This window comes from Nocardia sp. JCM 38205 (genome assembly GCF_058222935.1).
On sequence record NZ_JBYHFL010000007.1, the window covers coordinates 125447 to 146533 of the forward strand.

14 protein-coding genes and 1 tRNA gene are annotated in these 21087 nt (G+C 69.6%); 7 read left to right on the forward strand and 8 right to left on the reverse strand.

Going from position 1 to position 21087, the window contains the following annotated elements; translation table 11 throughout:
- Window positions 1–231 precede the first annotated feature (231 nt).
- Window positions 232–316 (reverse strand) — tRNA-Leu (locus AC4HOU_RS24455).
- 382 nt (window positions 317–698) lie between these two features.
- Here AC4HOU_RS24455 and AC4HOU_RS24460 point away from each other — a divergent pair.
- Entirely contained in the window at window positions 699–10052 is a 9354-nt protein-coding gene (locus AC4HOU_RS24460) for a fatty acid synthase subunit beta domain-containing protein (protein ID WP_490725354.1), read from the forward strand.
- 11 nt (window positions 10053–10063) lie between these two features.
- Window positions 10064–10501 (forward strand): holo-ACP synthase AcpS, encoded by a 438-nt coding sequence (acpS, locus tag AC4HOU_RS24465; protein WP_014349534.1) that lies wholly within the window; start codon window positions 10064–10066, stop codon window positions 10499–10501.
- Between the two features lie 43 nt (window positions 10502–10544).
- Here the strand turns inward: acpS and AC4HOU_RS24470 are convergent, their stop codons facing one another.
- Window positions 10545–11165: a TetR/AcrR family transcriptional regulator gene (locus tag AC4HOU_RS24470; protein ID WP_370012378.1), complete on the reverse strand. Its 621-nt coding sequence runs from the start codon at window positions 11163–11165 to the stop codon at window positions 10545–10547.
- A gap of 344 nt (window positions 11166–11509) precedes the next feature.
- Here AC4HOU_RS24470 and AC4HOU_RS24475 point away from each other — a divergent pair, with 344 nt between their 5' ends.
- Window positions 11510–12784, forward strand: a complete 1275-nt coding sequence (locus tag AC4HOU_RS24475) for a DUF7159 family protein (RefSeq protein ID WP_195021438.1) — start codon at window positions 11510–11512, stop codon at window positions 12782–12784.
- 16 nt (window positions 12785–12800) lie between these two features.
- On the opposite strand, the gene AC4HOU_RS24480 is transcribed toward AC4HOU_RS24475, so the two are convergent.
- Both AC4HOU_RS24480 and AC4HOU_RS24485 read right to left on the reverse strand, forming a co-directional pair.
- Window positions 12801–13589, reverse strand: coding sequence for an ABC transporter permease (locus AC4HOU_RS24480; protein ID WP_195021437.1), 789 nt, complete (start codon window positions 13587–13589; stop codon window positions 12801–12803).
- Window positions 13590–13614: 25 nt separating this feature from the next.
- Entirely contained in the window at window positions 13615–14592 is a 978-nt protein-coding gene (locus AC4HOU_RS24485; protein WP_194990397.1) for an ATP-binding cassette domain-containing protein, read from the reverse strand.
- Window positions 14593–14718: 126 nt separating this feature from the next.
- Between AC4HOU_RS24485 and AC4HOU_RS24490 the strand changes: the two genes are divergently transcribed.
- The gene (locus tag AC4HOU_RS24490; RefSeq protein WP_163816354.1) at window positions 14719–15450 is read left to right on the forward strand and encodes a TetR/AcrR family transcriptional regulator; all 732 of its coding nucleotides are present in this window, start codon (window positions 14719–14721) and stop codon (window positions 15448–15450) included.
- A gap of 18 nt (window positions 15451–15468) precedes the next feature.
- On the opposite strand, the gene bcp is transcribed toward AC4HOU_RS24490, so the two are convergent.
- The gene (gene bcp / locus AC4HOU_RS24495; protein ID WP_163816356.1) at window positions 15469–15939 is read right to left on the reverse strand and encodes a thioredoxin-dependent thiol peroxidase; all 471 of its coding nucleotides are present in this window, start codon (window positions 15937–15939) and stop codon (window positions 15469–15471) included.
- Window positions 15940–16068: 129 nt separating this feature from the next.
- Here bcp and AC4HOU_RS24500 point away from each other — a divergent pair, with 129 nt between their 5' ends.
- Window positions 16069–16290 (forward strand): DUF3618 domain-containing protein, encoded by a 222-nt coding sequence (locus AC4HOU_RS24500; RefSeq protein WP_014349541.1) that lies wholly within the window; start codon window positions 16069–16071, stop codon window positions 16288–16290.
- Between the two features lie 72 nt (window positions 16291–16362).
- On the opposite strand, the gene AC4HOU_RS24505 is transcribed toward AC4HOU_RS24500, so the two are convergent.
- Window positions 16363–16662, reverse strand: coding sequence for an excalibur calcium-binding domain-containing protein (locus AC4HOU_RS24505; protein WP_014349542.1), 300 nt, complete (start codon window positions 16660–16662; stop codon window positions 16363–16365).
- A gap of 291 nt (window positions 16663–16953) precedes the next feature.
- On the opposite strand from AC4HOU_RS24505, the gene AC4HOU_RS24510 reads away from it, so the two are divergent.
- Both AC4HOU_RS24510 and AC4HOU_RS24515 read left to right on the forward strand, forming a co-directional pair.
- Window positions 16954–19074: an acyltransferase family protein gene (locus tag AC4HOU_RS24510; protein WP_490725359.1), complete on the forward strand. Its 2121-nt coding sequence runs from the start codon at window positions 16954–16956 to the stop codon at window positions 19072–19074.
- Window positions 19075–19130: 56 nt separating this feature from the next.
- Window positions 19131–19619 carry a MarR family winged helix-turn-helix transcriptional regulator gene (locus AC4HOU_RS24515; protein ID WP_194990394.1) on the forward strand — a complete coding sequence of 163 codons (489 nt, stop codon included), beginning with the start codon at window positions 19131–19133 and terminating at the stop codon, window positions 19617–19619.
- A 2-nt stretch (window positions 19620–19621) separates the two neighbouring features.
- Here the strand turns inward: AC4HOU_RS24515 and AC4HOU_RS24520 are convergent, their stop codons facing one another.
- Both AC4HOU_RS24520 and AC4HOU_RS24525 read right to left on the reverse strand, forming a co-directional pair.
- Window positions 19622–19936, reverse strand: coding sequence for a hypothetical protein (locus AC4HOU_RS24520; RefSeq protein ID WP_194990393.1), 315 nt, complete (start codon window positions 19934–19936; stop codon window positions 19622–19624).
- A 39-nt stretch (window positions 19937–19975) separates the two neighbouring features.
- Window positions 19976–20602 (reverse strand): transglycosylase SLT domain-containing protein, encoded by a 627-nt coding sequence (locus AC4HOU_RS24525; protein WP_280210599.1) that lies wholly within the window; start codon window positions 20600–20602, stop codon window positions 19976–19978.
- Window positions 20603–21087 lie beyond the last annotated feature (485 nt).

Genomic DNA, 21087 nt, shown 5'->3' on the forward strand with positions numbered 1-21087 from the left:
GCGCGGTCGCGGATCCGGCGACGGTGGGGGTGCATCGCTCCCGGCGCTCGACGGCTGGATTCACCGAGGTGTCGCCACGTGGACCGCTCGAAGAGCGGTAGCCAGATGTGTACCGATCGACCGGCGCGTCCATGATTCCCAACGCTGAGAACGTGTCATCGCTGGTCGTTGCGGGATCTGCGTAGCCTGAAACGAGTGCGGACCGCCCGATGGGTGCGGCCCGGATTCCTGTGGTGCGCGAGGGGGGACTTGAACCCCCACGTCCGTGGACACCAGAACCTAAATCTGGCGCGTCTGCCAATTTCGCCACTCGCGCTGATGGTACGACCGTGCAAACTCTACCGGTCTCGGGGCGGATCGCGAAGCGTTGGATGGGTGTGGCGTACTCGTGAGTAACCCGACCAGCGATTATAACGATTGGATAACGGGCAATATGAGGGGGACTCATGTTTCGTCAACGGAAACAGTGGGGGGACCTGCGGGTTCAAACATGAGGAGGGGTCATGTTTCTGAAAGTTCTGGTACTTCCGTGCCGAAATACTGAATGGTAGCCGGGTGGCGGCGGAGCAAACGTGAGGGTTCCCTCATGATTTTGTGCGATCCTCGCCTTATCAGGGCCAGTTGGGTGAGGAGTGCGCGCACGAGGACGTGCGGCATCCCCGGACGGCACGTCGCCACGAGAAGGAAGTCGAAGCGTCTTGACGATCAACGAGAGCACCACGGCCGGGACCGGATTTCGCGCACACACGAGTAGGGGCGAAGCCGACGGAACGCGATCGCCCTTGCTGGATCGTCTGCTGAACGGGGCGCCGTACGCGCTGGCGTTCGGCGGTCAGGGGGCCCGGTGGCTGGGCGAGCTCGAGGAGATCGGCCGCGACGCGGCGCTGGAACCGGAGCTCACCGCGCTGGTGAACGAGGCCGCGGCGCTGCTAGAGCCCGTTGCCGCGCAGTTGCTGGTGGTCCGGCCGATGGGCTTCGACCCGATCGGCTGGATGCTGGAAGACGAGCTGGTAGACGCCGATCAGGGCGAGACCTCCGCGGCGCCGTCGGAGCGGGTACTGCGTTCGGCGACGGTGTCGATGCCGGGTGTGATGCTGAGCCAGCTGGCCGCGCTGCGCGCGCTCCGGTTGCAGGGGCTCGACCCGGCCGAGCACGCGCCGGTCGCGATCGTCGGGCATTCGCAGGGCAGACTGGCCGCCTCGGCGGTGGAAGCCGGCGGCGCCCGCGACGCCGAACTGCTCGCCATCGCCCAATTGATCGGCGCCGCAGCCGGACTGGTGGCCCGCCGGCGCGGGCTGATGCCGGTGGGGCAGCGTTCGCCGATGGTGGCGGTATCCAATGTCGATCCCGATGAGCTGCGCGCGGTCGTGGCCGAGGTGTCCGAGGGCGTGGATCCCGCGGCCGCCGCGGTGGTCTCGATCCGCAACGGTCGCAGGCGCGCGGTGCTGTCGGGCACGCCGGCGCAGCTGAAGCGGGTGCGGCTGCGGTGCGAGCAGATCCACGCCGAGCAGACCCGCGAGCGCGAGGCGAAGGTGCGTGGCGGTGCGGTGTTCGCGCCGGTCTTCGAGGACGTCGACGTCGACGTCGCATTCCACCACCCGGCGCTGGCCGACACCGTCGACCTGGTCGCCGGCTGGGCGGGTCAGTGCGGTCTCGACACCGAACTGGCCGGCTCGCTGGCCAAGGAGATCCTCGTCGACCCGATCGACTGGGTCGCGACCGTGGACGCCGTGGTCGCCGATGGCGCGGAATGGATTCTGGACCTCGGCCCCGGCGATCTGCTGTCCCGGGTGACCGGCGGTTCGTTGAAGGGCACCGGCGTCGGCATCGTCGCCGTTGCGACTCGCGCGGGCCAGCGCAGCCTGCTGACTCCGGGCGCGGCTCCCGAGGTGGCGCAGCCGTGGTCGGCGTACGCGCCGAAGCCGGTGCGGCTGCCCAATGGCCGGATCGTGGTCGAGACCGCGTTCACCCGGTTGACCGGCCGTTCGCCGATCCTGCTCGCGGGCATGACGCCGACCACGGTGGACGCCAAGATCGTCGCCGCCGCCGCCAATGCCGGACACTGGGCCGAGCTGGCCGGTGGTGGTCAGGTCACCGAGCAGATCTTCACCGACCGGGTCGCCGAGCTGAAGACGCTGCTGCACCCGGGCCGCTCGGTGCAGTTCAACTCGCTGTTCCTGGATCCGTACCTGTGGAAGCTCCAGCTCGGTGGAAAGCGGCTGGTGCAGAAGGCTCGCGCGGCGGGCGCTCCGTTCGACGGCGTGGTGGTCACCGCCGGCATCCCGGAGCTCGAGGAAGCCGTCGCGCTGGTCGAGGAACTGACCGAGGCCGGGATCACCCACGTGGCGTTCAAGCCGGGCACCGTGGCGCAGATTCGCGCGGTGCTCCGGATCGCCGACGAGATCCCCGGCTACCCGGTGATCATGCACATCGAGGGCGGTCGCGCGGGCGGGCACCACTCCTGGGAAGACCTGGACGACCTGCTGCTCGAGACCTACGCCGAACTGCGTGCCCGGGACAACGTGGTGGTCTGCGTCGGCGGCGGCATCGGCACCCCGGAGCGGGCCACCGAATACCTCACCGGCACCTGGTCGCAGCCGCACGGCTACCCGGTGATGCCGCTGGACGGCGTGCTCGTCGGCACCGCGGCCATGGCGACCCTGGAGGCCACCACGGCCCCCGAGGTCAAGCAGATGCTGGTCGACACCCCCGGCACCCCGGACTGGGTGGGCGCGGGCACCGCCAGCGGCGGCATGGCCTCCGGCCGCAGCCAGCTCGGCGCCGACATCCATGAGATCGACAATGCCGCCTCACGCACCGGCCGCCTGCTCGACGAGGTCGCCGGTGACGCCGAGGCCGTGGCCGCGCGCCGCGAGGAGATCATCGCCGCGCTCGACGCCACCGCCAAGCCGTACTTCGGCGACCTGGCCACCATGACCTACGCCGAATGGCTGGAGCGCTACGTCGAACTCGCCGTCGGCCTGGACCGGCGCAAGGACTTCGACTGCGGCAGCGACCTCGGCGAGGCCATCCTCGACGCCACCCGCTCGGTCTGGCTGGACATCACCTGGCGCGACCGTTTCGCGGAAATGCTGCGCCGCACCGAATCCCGGCTCAACCCCGCCGACCGCGGCGAGATCCCGACGCTGTTCACCGACGAGGATCTGGAGCGCCCGGTCGCGGCCCTGTGCGAGCTGCGCAAGCAGTACCCGGCCGTCGCCGAGACCCTGCTGCACCCGGCCGACGTGCCGTTCTTCATCTCGCTGTGCAAGACCCCCGGCAAGCCGGTGAACTTCGTGCCCGTCGTCGACGCCGACGTGCGGCGCTGGTGGCGGTCGGATTCGCTGTGGCAGGCCCATGATCCGCGCTACTCCGCCGATCAGGTGTGCATCATCCCCGGCACGGTGGCCGTCGCGGGCATCACCCGGGTCGACGAGCCGGTGGGCGAACTGCTCGACCGCTTCGAACAGGACACCGCGTATTCGCTGGTCCGCGCCGGCGTCGTCCCGGCCCCGGTGGACGCGCGCCGCACCGCGTCGGTGACCTCCGGCCCGATCGACGTGGTGCTGGCCGCCCCGGACGTCGAATGGTCCGGGCGCACCACCGTCAACCCGGTACACCGGCTCGGCGATCTCGGTGACTGGACCGTCGACGGACAAGGCGCGGTGCACCCGCCGACCGGCGCCACGCTGGTCGAGACCACCGGTCCGGTGGCCGAGAACAGCTACGTCGAGCTCACCGTCCCGCTGTACGCGGGCAATGTGGTGCGCATCCGGATCACCGTGCCGGTCTCGGTGTACAACGGCGGCGCGCCGGTCGTCACCGCCGATGACGCCGACGCCGCCATGTCCGCGCTGCTCGCGGTCGCCGCGGGCCAGGCGCTGCCCGAGGTGAAGGGCCGCGTCGCCCACGTCAACCTGGCCTGGACCCCCGATCTCATCGCCGACCACGCCGGCGTCACCGGATCCGGGCTGCCGGCCGATCTCAGCACGCTCGGCCGCACCGTGCCCGATGTCCTGGTCGGCGCCTGCTGGCCCGCGGTCTTCGCGGTGCTCGGCGCGACCCGCACCGATACCGCGGACTCGGTGATCGAGGGCATGCTCGACCTGGTGCACCTCGATCACCAGATCGAGCTGCTGCGCGAACTGCCAGGCGACACCAGCATTCTGGTGGTGCGCGCGGAATCGACGTCGGTGCTCGACACCGATATGGGCCGCGTGGTCGAGGTGCGGGTCACCGTCGGCGAGATGCGCGATCAGGGCCTCGACGTGGTGCCGCTGGCCGAGCTGACCGAGCGGTTCGCCATCCGGGGCCGCAACGGCTCCGGCGAGCTGTCGGATCCGCCGCGCGCGGCGGGCACGCTGTCCGAACAGGCCACCGACACCCCGCGGCGCCGCCGCCGTGACGTCACCATCGTCGCGCCGCGCACCATGGCCGCGTTCGCCGCAGTCTCCGGCGATCACAACCCCATCCACACCAGCGAGGCCGCCGCCAAACTGGCCGGCCTCGGCAGCCCGATCGTGCACGGGATGTGGCTGTCGGCCGCCGCCCAGCACGCGGTGTCGGCAGTCGATCCGCAGAGTTCGGTGCCCGCACGCACGCTGACCGCCTGGACCACCCGGTTCCTGGGCATGGTTCGCCCCGGCGCGGAGATCGACGTGCGCGTCGAGCGGGTGGCGGTGGATCAGGGCAGCGAGATCGTCGAGGTGTCCTGCCGCACCGGCGGCGACCTGGTGATGACGGCGACCGGCCGCACCGCCGCCCCCAAGACCGTCTACGCCTTCCCCGGCCAGGGCATCCAGCGCAAGGGCATGGGCCTGGACGCGCGCTCGCGGTCCAAGGCCGCCAAGGAGATCTGGGATCGGGCCGACAAGCACACCCGCGCCGCGCTCGGCTTCTCCATCCTGGCCGTGGTGCGGGACAACCCGACCTACCTGAAGGCACGCGGCGTCGAGCACCGGCACCCCGACGGCGTGCTGCACCTGACCCAGTTCACCCAGGTCGCGATGGCCACCCTCGGGGTGGCGCAGGTGGCCGAGCTGCGTGAGGCCGGCGCCTTCGTCGAGGGCGCCTACCTGGCCGGGCATTCGGTCGGTGAGTACAACGCGCTCGCCGCGGTGGCCGGAGTGCTGCCGTTGGAGGCCGTGCTCGAGGTGGTGTTCCAGCGCGGTTCGGCCATGCACGAGCTGGTGCCGCGTGATGCCAAGGGCCGCAGCGATTACCGGATGGCCGCGATCCGGCCCTCGCAGTTCGGGCTGCCGGACGACGAGGTCGTCGGGTTCGTCTCGGACATGTCCGAGCAGACGGGTGAGTTCCTCGAGGTCGTCAACCTGAACCTGCGTGGCTCGCAGTACGCGATCGCGGGCACGGTGGCCGGGCTCGAGCACCTCGAGGCCGAAATCGACCGTCGCCGCGCCGAATTCGGCGGCAAGCGCGCGTTCATCCTGGTGCCTGGCATCGACGTCCCGTTCCACTCCACGGTGCTGCGCGAGGGTGTGCCCGAGTTCCGGCACAAGCTCGAACAGCTGCTGCCGGAGAACCTGCATCCGGAGGTGCTGGTCGGGCGCTACATCCCGAACCTGGTGCCCAAGCCGTTCTCGCTGGAGCGCGAATTCATCGCCGAGATCGCCGATCTGGTGCCCTCGGAGCCGCTGGCCGCGGTGCTGGCCGACTTCGACTCCTGGTCGCAGCGGCCGACCGAACTGTGCCGCGTGGTGCTGATCGAGCTGCTGGCCTGGCAGTTCGCCAGCCCGGTGCGCTGGATCGAGACCCAGGACCTGCTGTTCACCGATACCGCGCACGGCGGGCTCGGAGTGGAGCGGTTCGTGGAGATCGGCCTCGGCGCGACGCCGACGGTGGCGAACCTGGCGAGCCAGACCCTGAAGCTGCCGGCCTTCGGTACCACCACCGTCGAGGTGCTCAATATCGAGCGCGAGGCCGGCATCGTGTACTCCACCGACACCGATCCGGCACCGGTCGACGAGCCCGAAGAGGCACCGGCCGAAACCGCCTCCGCCGCACCGGCACCCGCCGCGGCGCCGACTCCGGCCGCCGCACCGGCCGCCTCGGGTGGACCGCGCCCGGACGACATCGCCTTCACCGCCGCCGACGCCACCCGCGTGCTGATCGCACTGTGGACCAAGCTGCGCATCGACCAGATCGGTCCGGTCGACACCATCGAAGGCCTGTGCGACGGCGTGTCCTCCCGGCGCAACCAGCTGCTGGTCGACCTCGGCGCTGAGCTCTCGCTCGGTGCCATCGACGGTGCCGCGGACGCCGATATGGGCGCACTGTCGGCCACCGTCGACCGGCTCGCCCGCACCTACAAGCCGTTCGGCTCGGTGCTGTCGGACGCCATCGGCGATCACCTGCGCAAGGTGTTCGGCCCCTCCGGTAAGCGGCCGGCGGCCATCGCCGAACGGGTCAAGAAGGTCTGGGAACTCGGTGACGGGTGGGCCAGCCACGTCACCGCCGAGGTCTCGCTCGGCACCCGCGAGGGCGCCAGCGTGCGCGGCGGCGATCTCGGCGGATTGGTCTCCGGCGCGCTGTCCGACGCCGCCTCGGTGGACGCCGCCATCGACGCCGCCGTGCAGGCCGTCGCCGCGCGCCGCGGCATCTCGGTGGCGCTCCCCGCGACCGGCGGTGGCGGCGGCGCGACGGTGGACGCCGCCGCGCTCGGCGAGTTCACCGAGCAGATCACCGGCCGCGACGGTGTGCTGGCCTCGGCCGCGCGCCTGGTGCTCGAGCAGCTCGGCCTCAGCGAGGAGATCTCCGCGCCGGAGGCCACCGAGGACGGCCTTGTCGATCTGGTGTCGGCCGAGCTGGGTTCGGATTGGCCGCGCCTGGTCGCCCCCGCGTTCGATGCCCGCAAGGCGGTGCTGATCGACGACCGCTGGGCCACCGCGCGCGAGGATCTGGCCCGGCTGTGGCTGGCCGAGGACTCCGAGACCGCCAAGCAGCCGGTGGACGGTTTCGCCGGCGCCGGGGAAGCCGTTGCCGCCCAGGCGAAGTGGTGGCGTCAGCGGGCCATGCACGAAGCGCGTTCGGTGCTGGCCGGCCACTACGAGCGGATCGCGACGGCCGCGCTGAGCACGGAGGAGCCGGGCCTGTGGTCGGCCGACGTCGCCGTGGTCACCGGTGCGAGCAAGGGCTCCATCGCCGCCGCGGTCACCGGGCGCCTGCTCGGTGGCGGCGCGACGGTCGTGGTCACCACCTCCGGCCTGGACGACAACCGGCTCGCCTTCTACCGCGAGCTCTACCGCGCCAACGCCCGCAACGGCGCCGCCCTGTGGGTGGTGCCTGCGAACATGGCCTCCTACACCGATATCGACGCGCTGATCGAATGGGTCGGCACCGAGCAGGTGCAGACCGCGGGCGGCGCCAAGATCAAGGTGAAGGACGCGCTCACCCCGACGCTGCTGTTCCCGTTCGCGGCCCCGCGCGTGGCGGGCGATCTCTCCGATGCCGGCGCCCGCGCCGAAATGGAGATGCGGGTGCTGCTGTGGTCGGTGGAGCGGTTGATCGGCGGGCTGTCCAAGCTCGGCGCCGACCACGATGTGGACGCGAAACTGCATGTGGTGCTTCCGGGTTCGCCCAACCGCGGTCTGTTCGGCGGCGACGGCGCCTATGGCGAGGCCAAGGCCGCGCTGGACGCGGTGGTCGCCAAGTGGCGGGCGGAGAAGTCGTGGTCGAGCCGGGTCACCCTGGTGCACGCGCTGATCGGCTGGGTCCGCGGCACCGGCCTGATGGGCCACAACGACCCGATGGTCGAGGCGGTCGAGAAGGCGGGCGTGCAGACCTGGTCTACCGCCGAGATGGCCGACGAGCTGCTCAAATGGGCCACGTCCCGGGCGCGCGCGGTCACCGCGGACGGTCCGCAGCAGATCGACCTGACCGGCGGTCTCGCCCGCGCCAAGCTCGACCTGCCCGCGCTGGCCAAGCAGGCCGCGGAAGCCGAGCAGGCCGTCGCGGACGACGCGGAAGCCGAGCAGGCGCAGCTGATTCCGGCGCTGCCCGCACCGCCGACGCTGACCTCCGCGCTTCCGGTGCCCGAATGGGGACAGGTGACGGCTGATCTCACCGATATGGTCGTGATCGTCGGCGCCGGTGAGCTCGGACCGTACGGTTCCGCGCGCACCCGCTTCGAGATGGAGGTCTCCGACGAGCTGTCGGCGGCGGGCGTGCTGGAGCTGGCCTGGACCACCGGCATGGTGACCTGGGAGAACGAGCCCAAGCCCGGCTGGTACGACACCGAAACCGGTGACTACGTGCCCGAATCCGAGCTGGCCGAGAAGTATCACGACGCCGTGGTCGAGCGCTGCGGCATCCGCCGCTACGAAGACGACGGCGCCATGATCGACAACACCAGCCCGCTGATGACCTCGGTGTTCCTCGATCAGGACCTGTCGTTCACCGTCGGCAGCGAGGCCGAGGCCCGAGCCTTCCACGCCGCCGACCCCGAGCACACGGTGATCACCCCCGTCGCCGAATCGGGCGACTGGACGGTGACCCGCAAGGCGGGCACCGAGATCCGGGTGCCGCGCAAGGCCAAGCTCTCGCGCACCGTCGGCGGCCAGATCCCCACCGGCTGGGATCCGACCGTCTGGGGCATCTCCGCCGATATGGCGTCCTCGGTGGACCGGGTGGCGCTGTGGAACATCGCCTGCACCGTCGATGCGTTCGTCGGCTCCGGGTTCAGCCCGGCCGAGCTGATGAGCTGGGTGCACCCGAGCCTGGTGGCCAACACCCAGGGCACCGGCATGGGTGGCATGTCCTCGATGCGCTCGCTCTACGTCGACAACCTGCTCGGCGAGCCGCGCCCGAACGACATCCTGCAAGAGGCGCTGCCGAACGTGGCGCTGGCACATGTGGTGCAGTCCTACGTCGGCAGCTATGGCGCGATGGTGCACCCGGTGGCGGCGTGCGCGACCGCGGCGGTGTCGGTGGAGGAAGGCGTCGACAAGATCAAGCTCGGTAAGGCCGAGGTGGTCGTGGCCGGCGGCTTCGACGATCTCGGTATCGAGGGCATCGTCGGCTTCGGCGACATGTCGGCCACCGCGGATTCGGCGGCCATGAGCGCCAAGGGCATCAGCGACCGCTACTTCTCCCGCGCCAACGACCGCCGCCGCGGCGGCTTCGTGGAATCGCAGGGCGGTGGCACGGTGCTGCTGGCGCGCGGCGACATCGCGGTCGAACTCGGCCTTCCGGTGCTCGGCGTGGTGGCCTACGCGCAGTCCTTCGCCGACGGCGTGCACACCTCCATCCCGGCGCCGGGACTCGGTGCGCTCGGCGCGGGCCGGGGCGGGCGGGAATCCCGGTTCGCCGCCGAACTGCGCAAGCTCGGCGTCGGCGCGGACGACATCGCGGTGATCTCCAAGCACGACACCTCCACCGCGGCCAACGATCCGAACGAATCGGAACTGCACGAACGCCTCGCCGAGGCGATCGGCCGCTCCGACGGCGCACCGCTGTTCGTCATCTCGCAGAAGAGCCTGACCGGGCACGCCAAGGGCGGCGCGGCCGCGTTCCAGCTGATCGGCCTGTGCCAGGTGCTGGAAAACGGTGTGGTGCCGCCGAACCGGAGCCTGGACTGCGTCGACGAGAAGATGCGCGAATACCCGCACCTGGTGTGGGTGCGCGAGGCGCTGCGCTTCGGCGAGCGTTTCCCGCTGAAGGCGGGTCTGGTGACCTCGCTCGGCTTCGGGCACGTGTCCGGGCTGCTCGCGGTGGTGCATCCGGAGGCGTTCATCCAGGCGATCGACCCGGACCAGCGCGAGGACTACCAGCGCCGGGCACAGCAGCGTCAGCTCGCCGGACGTCAGCGCTTCGTGGAGGCCATGTGCGGTGGCGCCCCGCTCTACGAGCGGCCGGCCGACCGTCGGCTCGGCGGCGACGGCACTCCCGCGACGCAGGTGCGCGGGCTCGAAGCGGGCGTGCTGCTCTCGGGTGAGGCCAGGCTCGGCGCGGACGGTGTGTACCGGATCGGTGGACGTGGTTGTGAGACCGGGCAACTCGTCGACGGTTCCGGCACCGCGGGGCGCGCCACGCCGTAGGCTGCGCCACTGTGACCATCCTCGGAATCGGCTTGGACCTGGTAACCATCTCCGAGTTCGCCGAACAGCTGCAACGGTCCGGGACGACCATGCTCAGGGAGAGCTTCACCGCCGGTGAGCGGCGCTACTGCCAGAGCAAAGGCACCGACCCGGCCCGCAGCTACGCGGCGCGATGGGCGGCGAAGGAGGCGGTGCTCAAAGCCTGGGCATCGTCTCGCTTCGCGCGCCGCCCGCAGATCGGGGACAACCCGTATCCGCTGATCGAGGTGGTCAACGACGCCTGGGGCAGGCCGAGCATCAAGCTGCACGGCCTGGCCGCGGAATTCCTGCCCCGGGCGCGGGTGCACCTGTCGCTGACCCATGACGGCGATACCGCCGCGGCGATGGTGGTGCTGGAGGATCCGGGTGAACTGGCCGACCTGATCGAGGGCCGGGTGCCCGAGAGCTGATCGCTACGAGGCGATCGACGACGCTGGTGCGCGGTCGCCGGGCTCAGGTCTTGCTGGCCGTGCGCGATTCCTTCTCGGCGACCAGCAGATAGGCCACCATCAGCCGCTTGAGTTCGGCGACGGCGTCGGCGTGGCTCTGCTCGTCCTGCACCGAGAAATTCAGCATCGAATACACCACGTGCACCAGGACCTCGGCCATCATCGTGCGCCGGGCTCGCGGCGTGCGCGGGGTCAGCGGGCGCAGCATCTGCGAGACGACCTCGGCGAACTCCTTCTCGTGGATCGCGCCGGTGGCCCGGGTGGACGGCGTGGACTGCATCGCCAGCCACACCTCGCGCCGCGACGGGTCGGTCATCCACAGCCTGGCCATGTGATCGACGAACTGGTTCATATGGCGCAACCAGTCCAGTGACGGCACCTCGCCGTGGAAGTCGGCCAGCTCCTGGGAAACCGCGACCAGGTCTTGCCGATTCAACTCGCAGACGATGACGTACTTGTTGGCGAAGAACTGATACAGCGTGCCGATCGGCACCTCGGCCCGCGCCGCCACCTCTTCGCAGGTGAACGATTCGAACCCGACCTCGACCAGCAGTTCGCGCGAGGCCTGCAACAGCGCGTCGAACTTGCGTTTGCTGCGTTCCTGGGTGGGCCGCTTGCGCGGCATCAGCTCCTGCGGATCGTCCTGGAGATCCAACGCAGGGTCCAGGCGTCGTTTCGACCTGGTCTCCGTGCGCGTTTCCACACGTCCAGGCTAGCGGTAGCGCGCGGTCCGCGGCACACGGCCGCTACTCCCGGTACCTGAAACTGTCATTTATCACCACCCATCCGCATCGGCCGTGGTATCGAACACATACCAAGGGCACGTGCCTTCGGCGGGTGTTCAGGGCAGGGATCCAGGGGAAATGCAGGGAAATCTCTCCAGGCTCATGGGTTTCGATGCGTCCGTGAGCCGGTAGCGGCACAGGGAAGGCGTGAACTGTGGTAGCTCGGTCCGAACAGGCTCGATCCGTGATCACTCTCGGCGTGTCCACCGAACGTGGTGCGGTACACGCGGTGGCCCTCGGCGCGGAGGGTGCGAAATTGTCCGAACGGGTGCTGCTGCACCGGGTGGCCACCACCGAGGGTGACGGGAAGGCCGAGCTGGCCGAGACGGTGGCACGCGCGCTGGACCGGATCGCGGCCGAGATCGGCGCCACCGGTGAGATCGACGGGGTGGCGGTGGCCTACCGGGACGCCGCCGAGCGTCGCGCGATCGTCACCAGGCTGGCCTCGGGGCCGTGGCGCAGCGCCTCGCTGGTATCCACCAAGTCGGCGCATCTTAGCGTCGCGGGGGCGATGACCTGGCTCAACGAATTCGACAACGTGCTGATCTGCGAGGTGGTGCCCGGCTATCAGGCCTTCACCCTTGTCGATCCCGGCCGCAGCCGGGTACTGGCGGCCACCGGCCATTCGGGTGCCGCGGTCACCATGGAGACCATGCGGTCGGCGGTCACGGTGGCCCGCGATCAGCTCGATGCCGCCGAGGTCCGCCCCGACGCGGTGGTGCTGATCGGTTCGAGCGCCGACCAGCCCGCCGTCACCGGTGCCGTCGCCGGATTCGGTGCGCCCGTGCTCCCGTCCATGATCGCCGCTTCCGCGCCCGCCATCGGCGCCGCGCTGTTCGCCATGGACGATCTGATCGACACGGTGGTTCCGATCGAACAGGTGCGCCGCCAGCGCGGTGGCGGGGTCGCGCTGGTGGCCGCCGCCGGTGTGCTGGCCAGTGGCCTCGCCGGCGGCGGGGTGTATCTGCTGGCCCAGCAGAGCCGGCACTCCGGGCCCTCCGCCACCGACGCGATGTCAGCGGCGAACTCGCATACCGTCGACGCCGACAGCAGCGAATCCGGCCGCCCCGGCACCGGGGCGCACCCGCCGCACGCACCGGCCCGTGCGCCGGAACCCATGGGATTCCAGCCGGGTTCGGCGACGTCGGTCCCGGAAACCGAGAGTCTGCACACCACTCCGCGCCCGCAGTACGCTGCCGGCCACCGGAATTCGTGGCCCGGCGTCGATCGGGGCATCCCGCTGGTGCCAGCGGAACCGGAAACCGCGCCCGCCGCGTGGGATCCGAGCCGCAATTCGGTGGTGCCGGCGCCGCAGGTGAAGGTCGGCGAACCGCACGGTTTCCTGTTTCCCGGCGAGTCGCCGCCACCGCCTGCCTTCACCGCCGAGTCCTACGCCTGGTGGACCGAGCATGTGCGCATGCTGGCCCAGTGGGCCGCCGAGCAGGTGCTGCCGAGCTGATCGGCGGCCGCGTGGATCAGTTCATGGTGCGGCGCCGCAACAGCACGCGCGCCGCGAGATAGCCGGCCAGCGCGATCGCCGCGCACCAGCCGATCGCCAGCACCGCGCTATCGCCGATCGGGGTGCCCATGAGCAGCCCACGCATCGTCTCGATCACCGGCGTCACCGGCTGATGTTCGGCGAACGGATGCAGCCAGGTCGGCATCGACTCGGTCGGCACGAAAGCGCTGCTCACGTACGGCAGGAACATGAACACGAAGGTGAAACCATTGGCGGCCTCGGGGTTGCGGGCCAGCAAGCCGAGCGCCGCCGCGACCCAGGACAGGGCGAGGACGAACATCGCGATCACCGCGATGGCGCCCAGCCAGCGCAGCGGATCGGTGGTGGGCCGGAAGCCCAGCGCCACCGCGACACCGATAACGATGCCCGTGGTGATCAGATTGCGGATCACGCTCTCGGCGACATGCCCGGTGAGCACCGCCGACCGGGCGATGTCCATCGTGCGGAACCGGTCGATGATGCCGTTGTGCATATCGGTGGCCAGCGCCGGCGCCGTCATCGCGGCGCCGAAACCGGCGCACAGCAAGATGATCCCGGGGACCACGTAGTCGATGTAGGCGCCCGGACCCACATCCATCGCGCCACCGAAGACGTAGACGAACATCAGCAGGATCATCACCGGCAGCGCGATCGTCATGATCATGGTGTCGGGACTGCGCAGGGTGTGGCGGATATTGCGGTCCAGCATGGTGCCGGAATCGACGGCGGCGCGCGCGGTGCGCGCGGCGGGGGACAGGGTGGTCATCGTCATCTCGTTTCGGGGTGCGGTGTCAGGCTGCGGTGTCGGCGGAGGTGGGGTGGCCGGTCAGGGCGAAGAACACGTCGTCGAGATCCGGCAGGTGCACGGTCAGCTGGTCGACGGCGATATCGAGCTCGTCGAAGCGGTTCAACAGCCGCTTCACATCGCCGGCATTGCCGTCGGAGGGCACCTGCAAGGTGAGTTGCTCGGTATCGGCGAGGACGCGATCGCCCGCGGGCACCACTCGTGTATCGATCGCCCGGGCGGCGGCCGACAGCAGAGCACTGTCGGCGAAGCGCAGCCTGATGTGGCCGCCGGGGGCCAGCTGCTTGAGTTCCTCGGGCGTCCCGTCGGCGACCAGCTTGCCACCGTCGAGCACGGCCACCCGGTCGGCGAGCTGGTTGGCTTCCTCTAGGTATTGCGTGGTCAGGAAGACCGTGGTGCCGTCGTTGGCCAGCTCCTGGATCACCTGCCACAGATCGCGCCGGCTGCGCGGGTCGAGACCGGTGGTCGGTTCATCGAGGAACAGGATGCGTGGTCTGCTCATCAGGCTCATGGCCAGATCGAGGCGGCGGCGCATACCGCCGGAGTAGGTGCCCGCCCGACGGCTCGCGGCCTCGGTCAGATCGAACCGCTCGAGCAATTCGGCGGTGCGGCGGCGTGTTTCGGCACGGCCCAGGTGCAGCAGTTTGCCGGTGAGGTGCAGGTTCTCCACCCCGGTCAGCACCTCGTCCACGGCCGAGTACTGGCCGGTGACGCCGATGAGCCTGCGCACGATCGCGGGCTCGTCGACGACGTCGTGGCCGAACACCAGGGCCCGGCCCTGGTCCGGCGTGCTCAGCGTGGCGAGGATGCGCACCATCGTCGTCTTGCCCGCACCGTTGGGTCCGAGCAGCGAGAAAACTGTTCCGGCAGCGATGTTCAGGTCGATGCCGTCGAGCACCACGCGCTCTCCGAATGACTTGCCCAAGTGGGCGAGGGTGAGCGCGGGTGGGCGAGAGGAACTCATCAGGATCTCCGATCCAAAACTGTTTATAACCTATACTGCGTTTATAGAGTAAACAGTTTATGGGCGCAAGGGAAGGCGGTCGCGGACACGGATAGAGTCGACGCGAGCAAAGGAGGATGGCAGACGATGACGTCCGGTACCGGCGAGCTACCGAAGGCGGTAGCGCTGATGTGGGGGCTCGAACAGCCGGGCGGTCGCGGCCCCAAACGCGGGCTCAGCCTCGAGCAGATCATCGAGGCCGCCATCGCGATCGGTGATGCCGAGGGATTCGCGGCGCTGTCGATGAACCGCGTCGCCCGCGAACTCGGGTTCACGGCGATGTCGCTGTACCGCTATGTGGACAGCAAGGCGACCCTGATGGAGATGATGCTCGATCACGTCATCGGGCTGCCGCCGGAGATCGAGCCCGGCACCTCCTGGCGCGCCGGCCTGGCGCAGTGGGCGCGCAGCGAATACGAGGTGCTGGGCAGGCATCCCTGGGCGCTGGACATTTCGTTCGGCGGCTCACCGCCGCTCGGCCCGAACAATATGGCCTGGCTCGAGGCCGGACTCGGCACCTTGCGCGAGGTGCCGGTGCCCGACGCGGTCAAGCTCCAGCTCGTGATGAACCTGTCGCTGTATGTGATCGGGCGCCGCCGCGCGGCCCGCGATATCGCCCCGAGCCTCGAGTCCGAGGCCGACTTCACCGAACCGCTGCGGCAGCTACTCGATCCGCAGCAGTTCCCGGCGCTGCTGTCCGCGCTGAGCAACCGCGCCTTCGACGACGACGACATCGATTGGGAGCAAGGCGATTTCGAGTTCGGCATGGAGCGGCTGCTCGACGGCTACGAATGCTTCCTCAACGCCTACGGCAGCTGATCACACCGACAGCTCACCTCACACCGACAGATCGCGGCGCAGCTTCGCCACATGGCCGGTGGCGCGCACGTTGTACTGGGCCACCTCGATCTTGCCTTCCTCGTCGACGAGGAAGGTCGAGCGGATCACGCCGGTGACCTTCTTGCCGTACATCGTCTTCTCGCCGAAGGCGCCCCATGCGGTGAGCACACTGCGCTCGGGATCCGACAGCAGCGGGAAGTTCAGGCCCTCGTTGTCGCGGAACTTCGCCAGCTTGGCCGGCTTGTCGGGGGAGATGCCGATGACATCTATGCCGGCACCGGACAGCTCGCCGAGGTTGTCGCGGAAATCGCAGGCCTGCTTGGTGCAGCCGGGGGTGCTCGCGGCCGGGTAGAAGTACACGATCACCTTGCGGCCGCGGTAGTCGGCGAGGGAGACGTCCTTGCCGTCGGCGTCGGGCAGGGTGAAATCGGGGGCGGGATCGCCGGGGGAGAGACGGTTGTCGGTCATCACCGAACCGTAACCGAAGGCGCCGACAGCGAGCGCGGATACACTCGTCGGCGAGCCCTGGACCGGCCCGCGCACGACGGCCGGGCCCGGGAGCCCGCGAACCCGGCAATTGTCTACAGGAGGCGCCAAGTGGCAAGGGATACCGAGCGGATCGAGCAGGAGATCGAGGCCGCGCGGACGCGACTGGCCAGCACGCTGGACGAGATCGCGGTGCGGGCCGATCCGCAGCGGATCGCCGACGACACCAAGCAGCTGGTGGTGGCCAAGGTCAACGAGCCCAAGGTGAAGTACACCCTCATCGGTGCCGGGGTGCTGCTCGCCGGACTGGTGCTGGTCAAGATCTTCCGCTGAGCGCGGGGCCCGCGAACAGACGAACACCCGGTCGGCAGCAGCCGCACCGGGTGTTCGTCTGTGTGGAGAGTGTCAGACCGTCGGGCACGCGAATCCGTCACCATCCGGATCCAGGTGCGGGCCGAAACCGGGTTCGCCACGGAAGATCGGCGCCCGGCCCGCGGCCTTGACGTCCTCGCAGTTGGCGAAGGCGCCACCGGCCGAGCCGGTCTGCGAGGTTCCGGCCGAGCCGGTGGCTGCCGAACCGGTGTCGACGGCGGACGAACCGGTGCCTGCGGAACCGGAGGGGGCGGGGACGGCCAGCGCGGTGGGCGCCGCGAGGAGGGTCAGTCCCGCGGCGGCGACGCTGACGGTGAGCCGGCGAACGTTCATGTATTCCTCTATGTTCTGCTGCGGTGGAATTGGCGCTCTGAGTCCGAACGCCGCATCCACTGTTGTGACGACCCACGCACTTGTCAACCGGATGACTCCCGGATGCCGGTGGCGAGCGGGGGATCCGCGGCGCGGACCAGGGGCGGGACACGCGCGCGGGGGTGTTCGGTGAATTCCGGTGAAACGGCCGGTTGTGATAGGGATTCAGCTGTGTCCGTTGTATGCCTACCGCCGCGCGCGATCATCGCGCGCCCGGTGTGCGGGCGATTGAGCTAAACCGGGAGAGAGCAGTTGGTGCGGATCAGCGAGGGCTCGGCGGTCGCTACGGCGGCCGCCGATTCGGTGCCGGAGGCCGCGAAACCGGCCGACTACCGCCTGGATCTGGACGGCCTGCGCGGGGTGGCGATCGCTCTGGTGGTCGCGTTCCACGTCTGGTTCGGCAAGGTCTCCGGCGGCGTCGACGTCTTCCTGGTGCTGTCGGGCTTCTTCTTCACCGGCATGCTGCTGCGCCGCGCCGAGGCCGACGGCGGGATCGGCCTGTGGCAGACCTTCCGCCGGACCGCCCGCCGCCTGCTGCCCGCGCTGTTCGTGGTGCTCGCGCTGGTCGTGGTGATGACGGTGGCCGAGCATCCCTACACCCAGTGGGCGGATATGTCGGGCCAGACGGTGGCCTCGGCGCTGTATTACCAGAACTGGTACCTGGCCAATGCCGCCGCCGACTATCTGGCGGCCGATCCGTCGGTGAGCCCGCTGCAGCATCTGTGGTCGATGGCGGTGCAGGGGCAGTTCTATATCGCGATCACCCTGTTGCTGGCCGCGGTGGCGTGGGGGTGCCGTCGGGCCGGGCGCCGCGAAGCGATCCGTCCGGCGGTAGCGGCGCTTGCGGTGGTGCTCGGTATCGCCTCGTTCGTCTACGCGGCGCTGCGTTCGACCACGTATCAGGAATGGATCTACTACGACAGCGCCGCCCGGGCCTGGGAGCTGCTGGTCGGCGCCCTGCTCGCGGTGGTCGTGCCGTTTCTACGGGTGCCGGCGCGGTGGTGGGCGAAGGCGGGGTTGTCGGTGCTCGCGGCGGCGGGCCTGCTGGCAGTGCTGACCTGCGGAATCCTTTTCGACGGTGCGCGCCAGTTCCCCGGGCCCGCTGCCCTGTTCCCGGTGGGTGCGGCGGTCGCGTTGATCCTCGCGGGTGTGCGCACCGAAGCGGGCTGGACGCCAGCGGTGTCCCGGTTGCTGGCCACCCGCCCGATGGTCGAGCTCGGAGCCGTGGCCTATGCCCTGTACCTGTGGCACTGGCCGCTGCTCATCTACTACTTGATCCGCGCCGACACCACCGAGGTCACCCTGGGCGCCGGGGTGCTGATCATCGGTTTGTCGCTGGTGCTCGCGGTGCTGACGAATCGGTTGATCGAGGAACCGCTGCGGCTGCGTTCGGGCGCTGCGATCACCTCGCCGGTGTGGTTGCGCCGCGGTGCCGCGGTCGCGGTCACCGTCGTCGCCGCGCTGGTGCTCGGGGTCTCGGGGTTCTGGCAGGGCGTGCTGATCACCAATCCGGCACGGCCGATCGGCGCGCTCGATCCGGTGGTGTACCCGGGTGCTGAGGCCCTGCTGGCCGGCGCCACGGTCCCGCCCGCCCGGGTGCGGCCCTCGGTCCTGGAAGCGCCGGGCGATGTGCCCGCCTCCACCATCGACGGCTGTATCTCGGACTGGTTCACCACCGAGATCACCACCTGCACCTACGGTGATCCGGCCGGAACGCGCACCATGGCCGTCGTCGGCAACTCCCATGCCGAACATTGGCTGCCCGCGCTGGACGCGCTGGGGCACGCGCACGGGGTGAAGGTGGTCGTGCTGCTCAAGATGGGCTGCCCGCTCAATATCCGCGAGGACGCCAAATATCGGGGCCTCGATATCCCGGACTGCCGCGATTGGTCGCGCGCGGTGATCGACCGGCTCGGCGCCGAGCGCCCGGATTGGGTGTTCACCACCGCGACCGAACCGCAGTGGCCGATCGGCGGGGATCGCACGCCGGACGAGTTCGTCGAGGTGTGGTCGGCGATGGCCGAGCGACAGTTGAATGTGCTCGCCATCCGTGACACGCCGTGGTTGCGCAATGAGAAGGGCACCCGGTACCGCGCGGTCGATTGCCTTGCCGCCGGCGGTAACGCCGAGAGCTGCGGTATCGCGCGCAGTGAGGCGCTCTCACCGGTGAACCCCGCCGTCGAGCCCGCCGCCGCGTTCCCGAACGTCCACCTGCTCGATCTGAGCGATGCGGTGTGCGGTCCCGAGGTGTGCCGGGTGGTCATCGGGAATGTGCTCGTCTATCACGACGAGCACCACATGACGGCCAGCTACGTCCGCACCATCGCCCCGGAGCTGGAACGCCAGATCGGCGCGACCACCGGCTGGTGGTGAGCCCCTCGCGGCCGCGGTTGGTGTCTATGTCAACCATCTGTGGCTAGCATCGTGGGGTGGTGCGATGGCTGAGCGACGAGGAACAGGCCACCTGGCAGGCCTACATCCTGCTGCGTCAGCGGATGGACGCGGCGATCACCGCGGGCTTGGCGGCCGACGGGCTCTCGATGCCCGATTACGAGCTGCTGGTCCCGCTCTCGGCGGCGCCGGACGGCTGTCTGCGCGCCAAGGAGCTGGCGGCACGCGTGTGCTGGGAGAAGAGCAGGCTGTCCAAGCATCTGGCGCGCATGGCCGCGCGTGGGCTGGTCGATCGTGAGCCGGTGGCCGGGGACGCCCGTGGTGTGCTGATCCGGTTGACGCCGCAGGGGCGTGCGCTGCTCGAGCGCGCCGCGCCGCGCCATGTGGCGCTCGTGCGGGAGATGTTCATCGACGGCATCACCGAGGCGGAGGCGCGAGCGCTGCGGACGTTGTCGGCGCGGGTCGTCGAGCGATCCGAACGAGGGGGCGCGGAACCTGCGGTGGACGGCGAGGCCGAAGCCGTCTGAGCTCACGACCAGGGCGTGATCGGCGGTTTGACCCAGAGCAGTTTCTCGTCCAGATGTGCGCGGGCGGCGGCCGGATGGTCCGGATTGCGCGCGGCCCAGGCGTCTTTCTCGTCGAGCAACCGCGCTACCGATTCCCAGGTCTCGCCGGTGCTGGGCGGATTGGTCTGTGCGGCGCGGGCCAGTTTGCGCCGGAGCGCTGCGGGCATCGCCAGTAATTCGGTGCCGGAGATACCGCGTTCCCAGATGAATCCGGCCAGGCGCCGCGCCTTCTCGGCGCGGCTCCTGGCCGCTGCGTCGGAGTGGGCGTAATCGGCCATGGCGCAGTGTACGTCGGGCCGGTAGACGCCGGATTCGGGTCAGTACGCGCTGTTGACGTTGTCCATCGAGCCGTAGCGGTGCGCCGCGTAGTTGCAGGCGGCCACGATGTTGGACACCGGGTTCCAGATGTCGAACGGGGTGCCTTCGACGTGGTAGGCGGCGAAGGTGGGGTCGATCACCTGGAGCAGGCCCTTGGACGGGATGCCCGCAGCGGCGTTGGAGTCCCACAGGTTGATCGCCTGCGGGTTACCGGTGGATTCGCGCATGATGTTGCGCATGATGCCGTCGTAGGAGCCGGGGATGCCCTTGGCCGCCATGATGTCGAGCGCCTGGCGGATCCAGCCGTCGAGGTTGTCCGGGTAGACCGGCGGCGCGGGGGCGGGAGCGGGAGCGGGAATCGGCTCAGGGGCGGGCGCAGGCGCGGGGGCGGGAGCCGGGGCGGGAATGGCCTCGGCGACGGGCTGATCGGCAGGCTTGTCGGCGACCGGCTCGGCCTGTGCCGGCTGCTGCTCGGAGACCATCGCGATGCGCTCCGGAACGCTGTCATCGGCGACCGAGACCGCGGAGGATGCGGCGACGGCGACGATTCCGGCCGCGGCTACGGCGAAGGCGAAACCCTCGCGCAGCGAGCGGCGGGGAATGGTGGGAAGGCGTCGGTCAGGCATGCGAAATCGGTTCCTTGATCGTGTCAGGTGTCGATCCGGCCGCGTCTGGGCAGCACGGATCCACGGCGGCGGCTCTCTGCGCGCACGCCGGAACAGGGCTGTGTGCTGTTGTGGGGTTTGGTTGTGTGACGAGAACACTCAGCGGTTCCCGATCACCGACGCGTGGCTCTCATGCGGTCCCGGGACCTCGTGTCCCGATCCGCCGCGTCGCGCGGAACTCCACTCGGGTGGAGCGTCGGCCCTTGCTTCGACCTGATTGCAGAATGGTCACGGAAGGTTAACGGAAGGTGAACGAATCGCTAATCGGAGGCGATGTTGACCTTGAAACCCTCGAGTGAACTGCCTCGATCCCTGAGCTGTGCAGGGGGTTTGCTGTTAAACCTCTTGTGCTTCAGTTCACAGAAGTTTTCAACTTCTGGTCTGTTTTTCGGCCCGGAAAGTGACATTTCCGTGACCTTCCCGGTGTATTAGTGCGTGAGCGCGGA

Bases quoted from the DNA above. Each gene is read 5' to 3' on its own strand.
- AC4HOU_RS24470 (WP_370012378.1), bottom strand. From the start codon at position 11,165: ATGCCGCGCAAGCGGCCCACCCAGGAACGCAGCAAACGCAAGTTCGAC.
- AC4HOU_RS24480 (WP_195021437.1), bottom strand. From the start codon at position 13,589: ATGACCACCCTGTCCCCCGCCGCGCGCACCGCGCGCGCCGCCGTCGAT.
- AC4HOU_RS24485 (WP_194990397.1), bottom strand. From the start codon at position 14,592: ATGAGTTCCTCTCGCCCACCCGCGCTCACCCTCGCCCACTTGGGCAAG.
- AC4HOU_RS24490 (WP_163816354.1), top strand. From the start codon at position 14,719: ATGACGTCCGGTACCGGCGAGCTACCGAAGGCGGTAGCGCTGATGTGG.
- bcp (WP_163816356.1), bottom strand. From the start codon at position 15,939: ATGACCGACAACCGTCTCTCCCCCGGCGATCCCGCCCCCGATTTCACC.
- AC4HOU_RS24505 (WP_014349542.1), bottom strand. From the start codon at position 16,662: ATGAACGTTCGCCGGCTCACCGTCAGCGTCGCCGCCGCGGGACTGACC.
- AC4HOU_RS24520 (WP_194990393.1), bottom strand. From the start codon at position 19,936: ATGGCCGATTACGCCCACTCCGACGCAGCGGCCAGGAGCCGCGCCGAG.
- AC4HOU_RS24525 (WP_280210599.1), bottom strand. From the start codon at position 20,602: ATGCCTGACCGACGCCTTCCCACCATTCCCCGCCGCTCGCTGCGCGAG.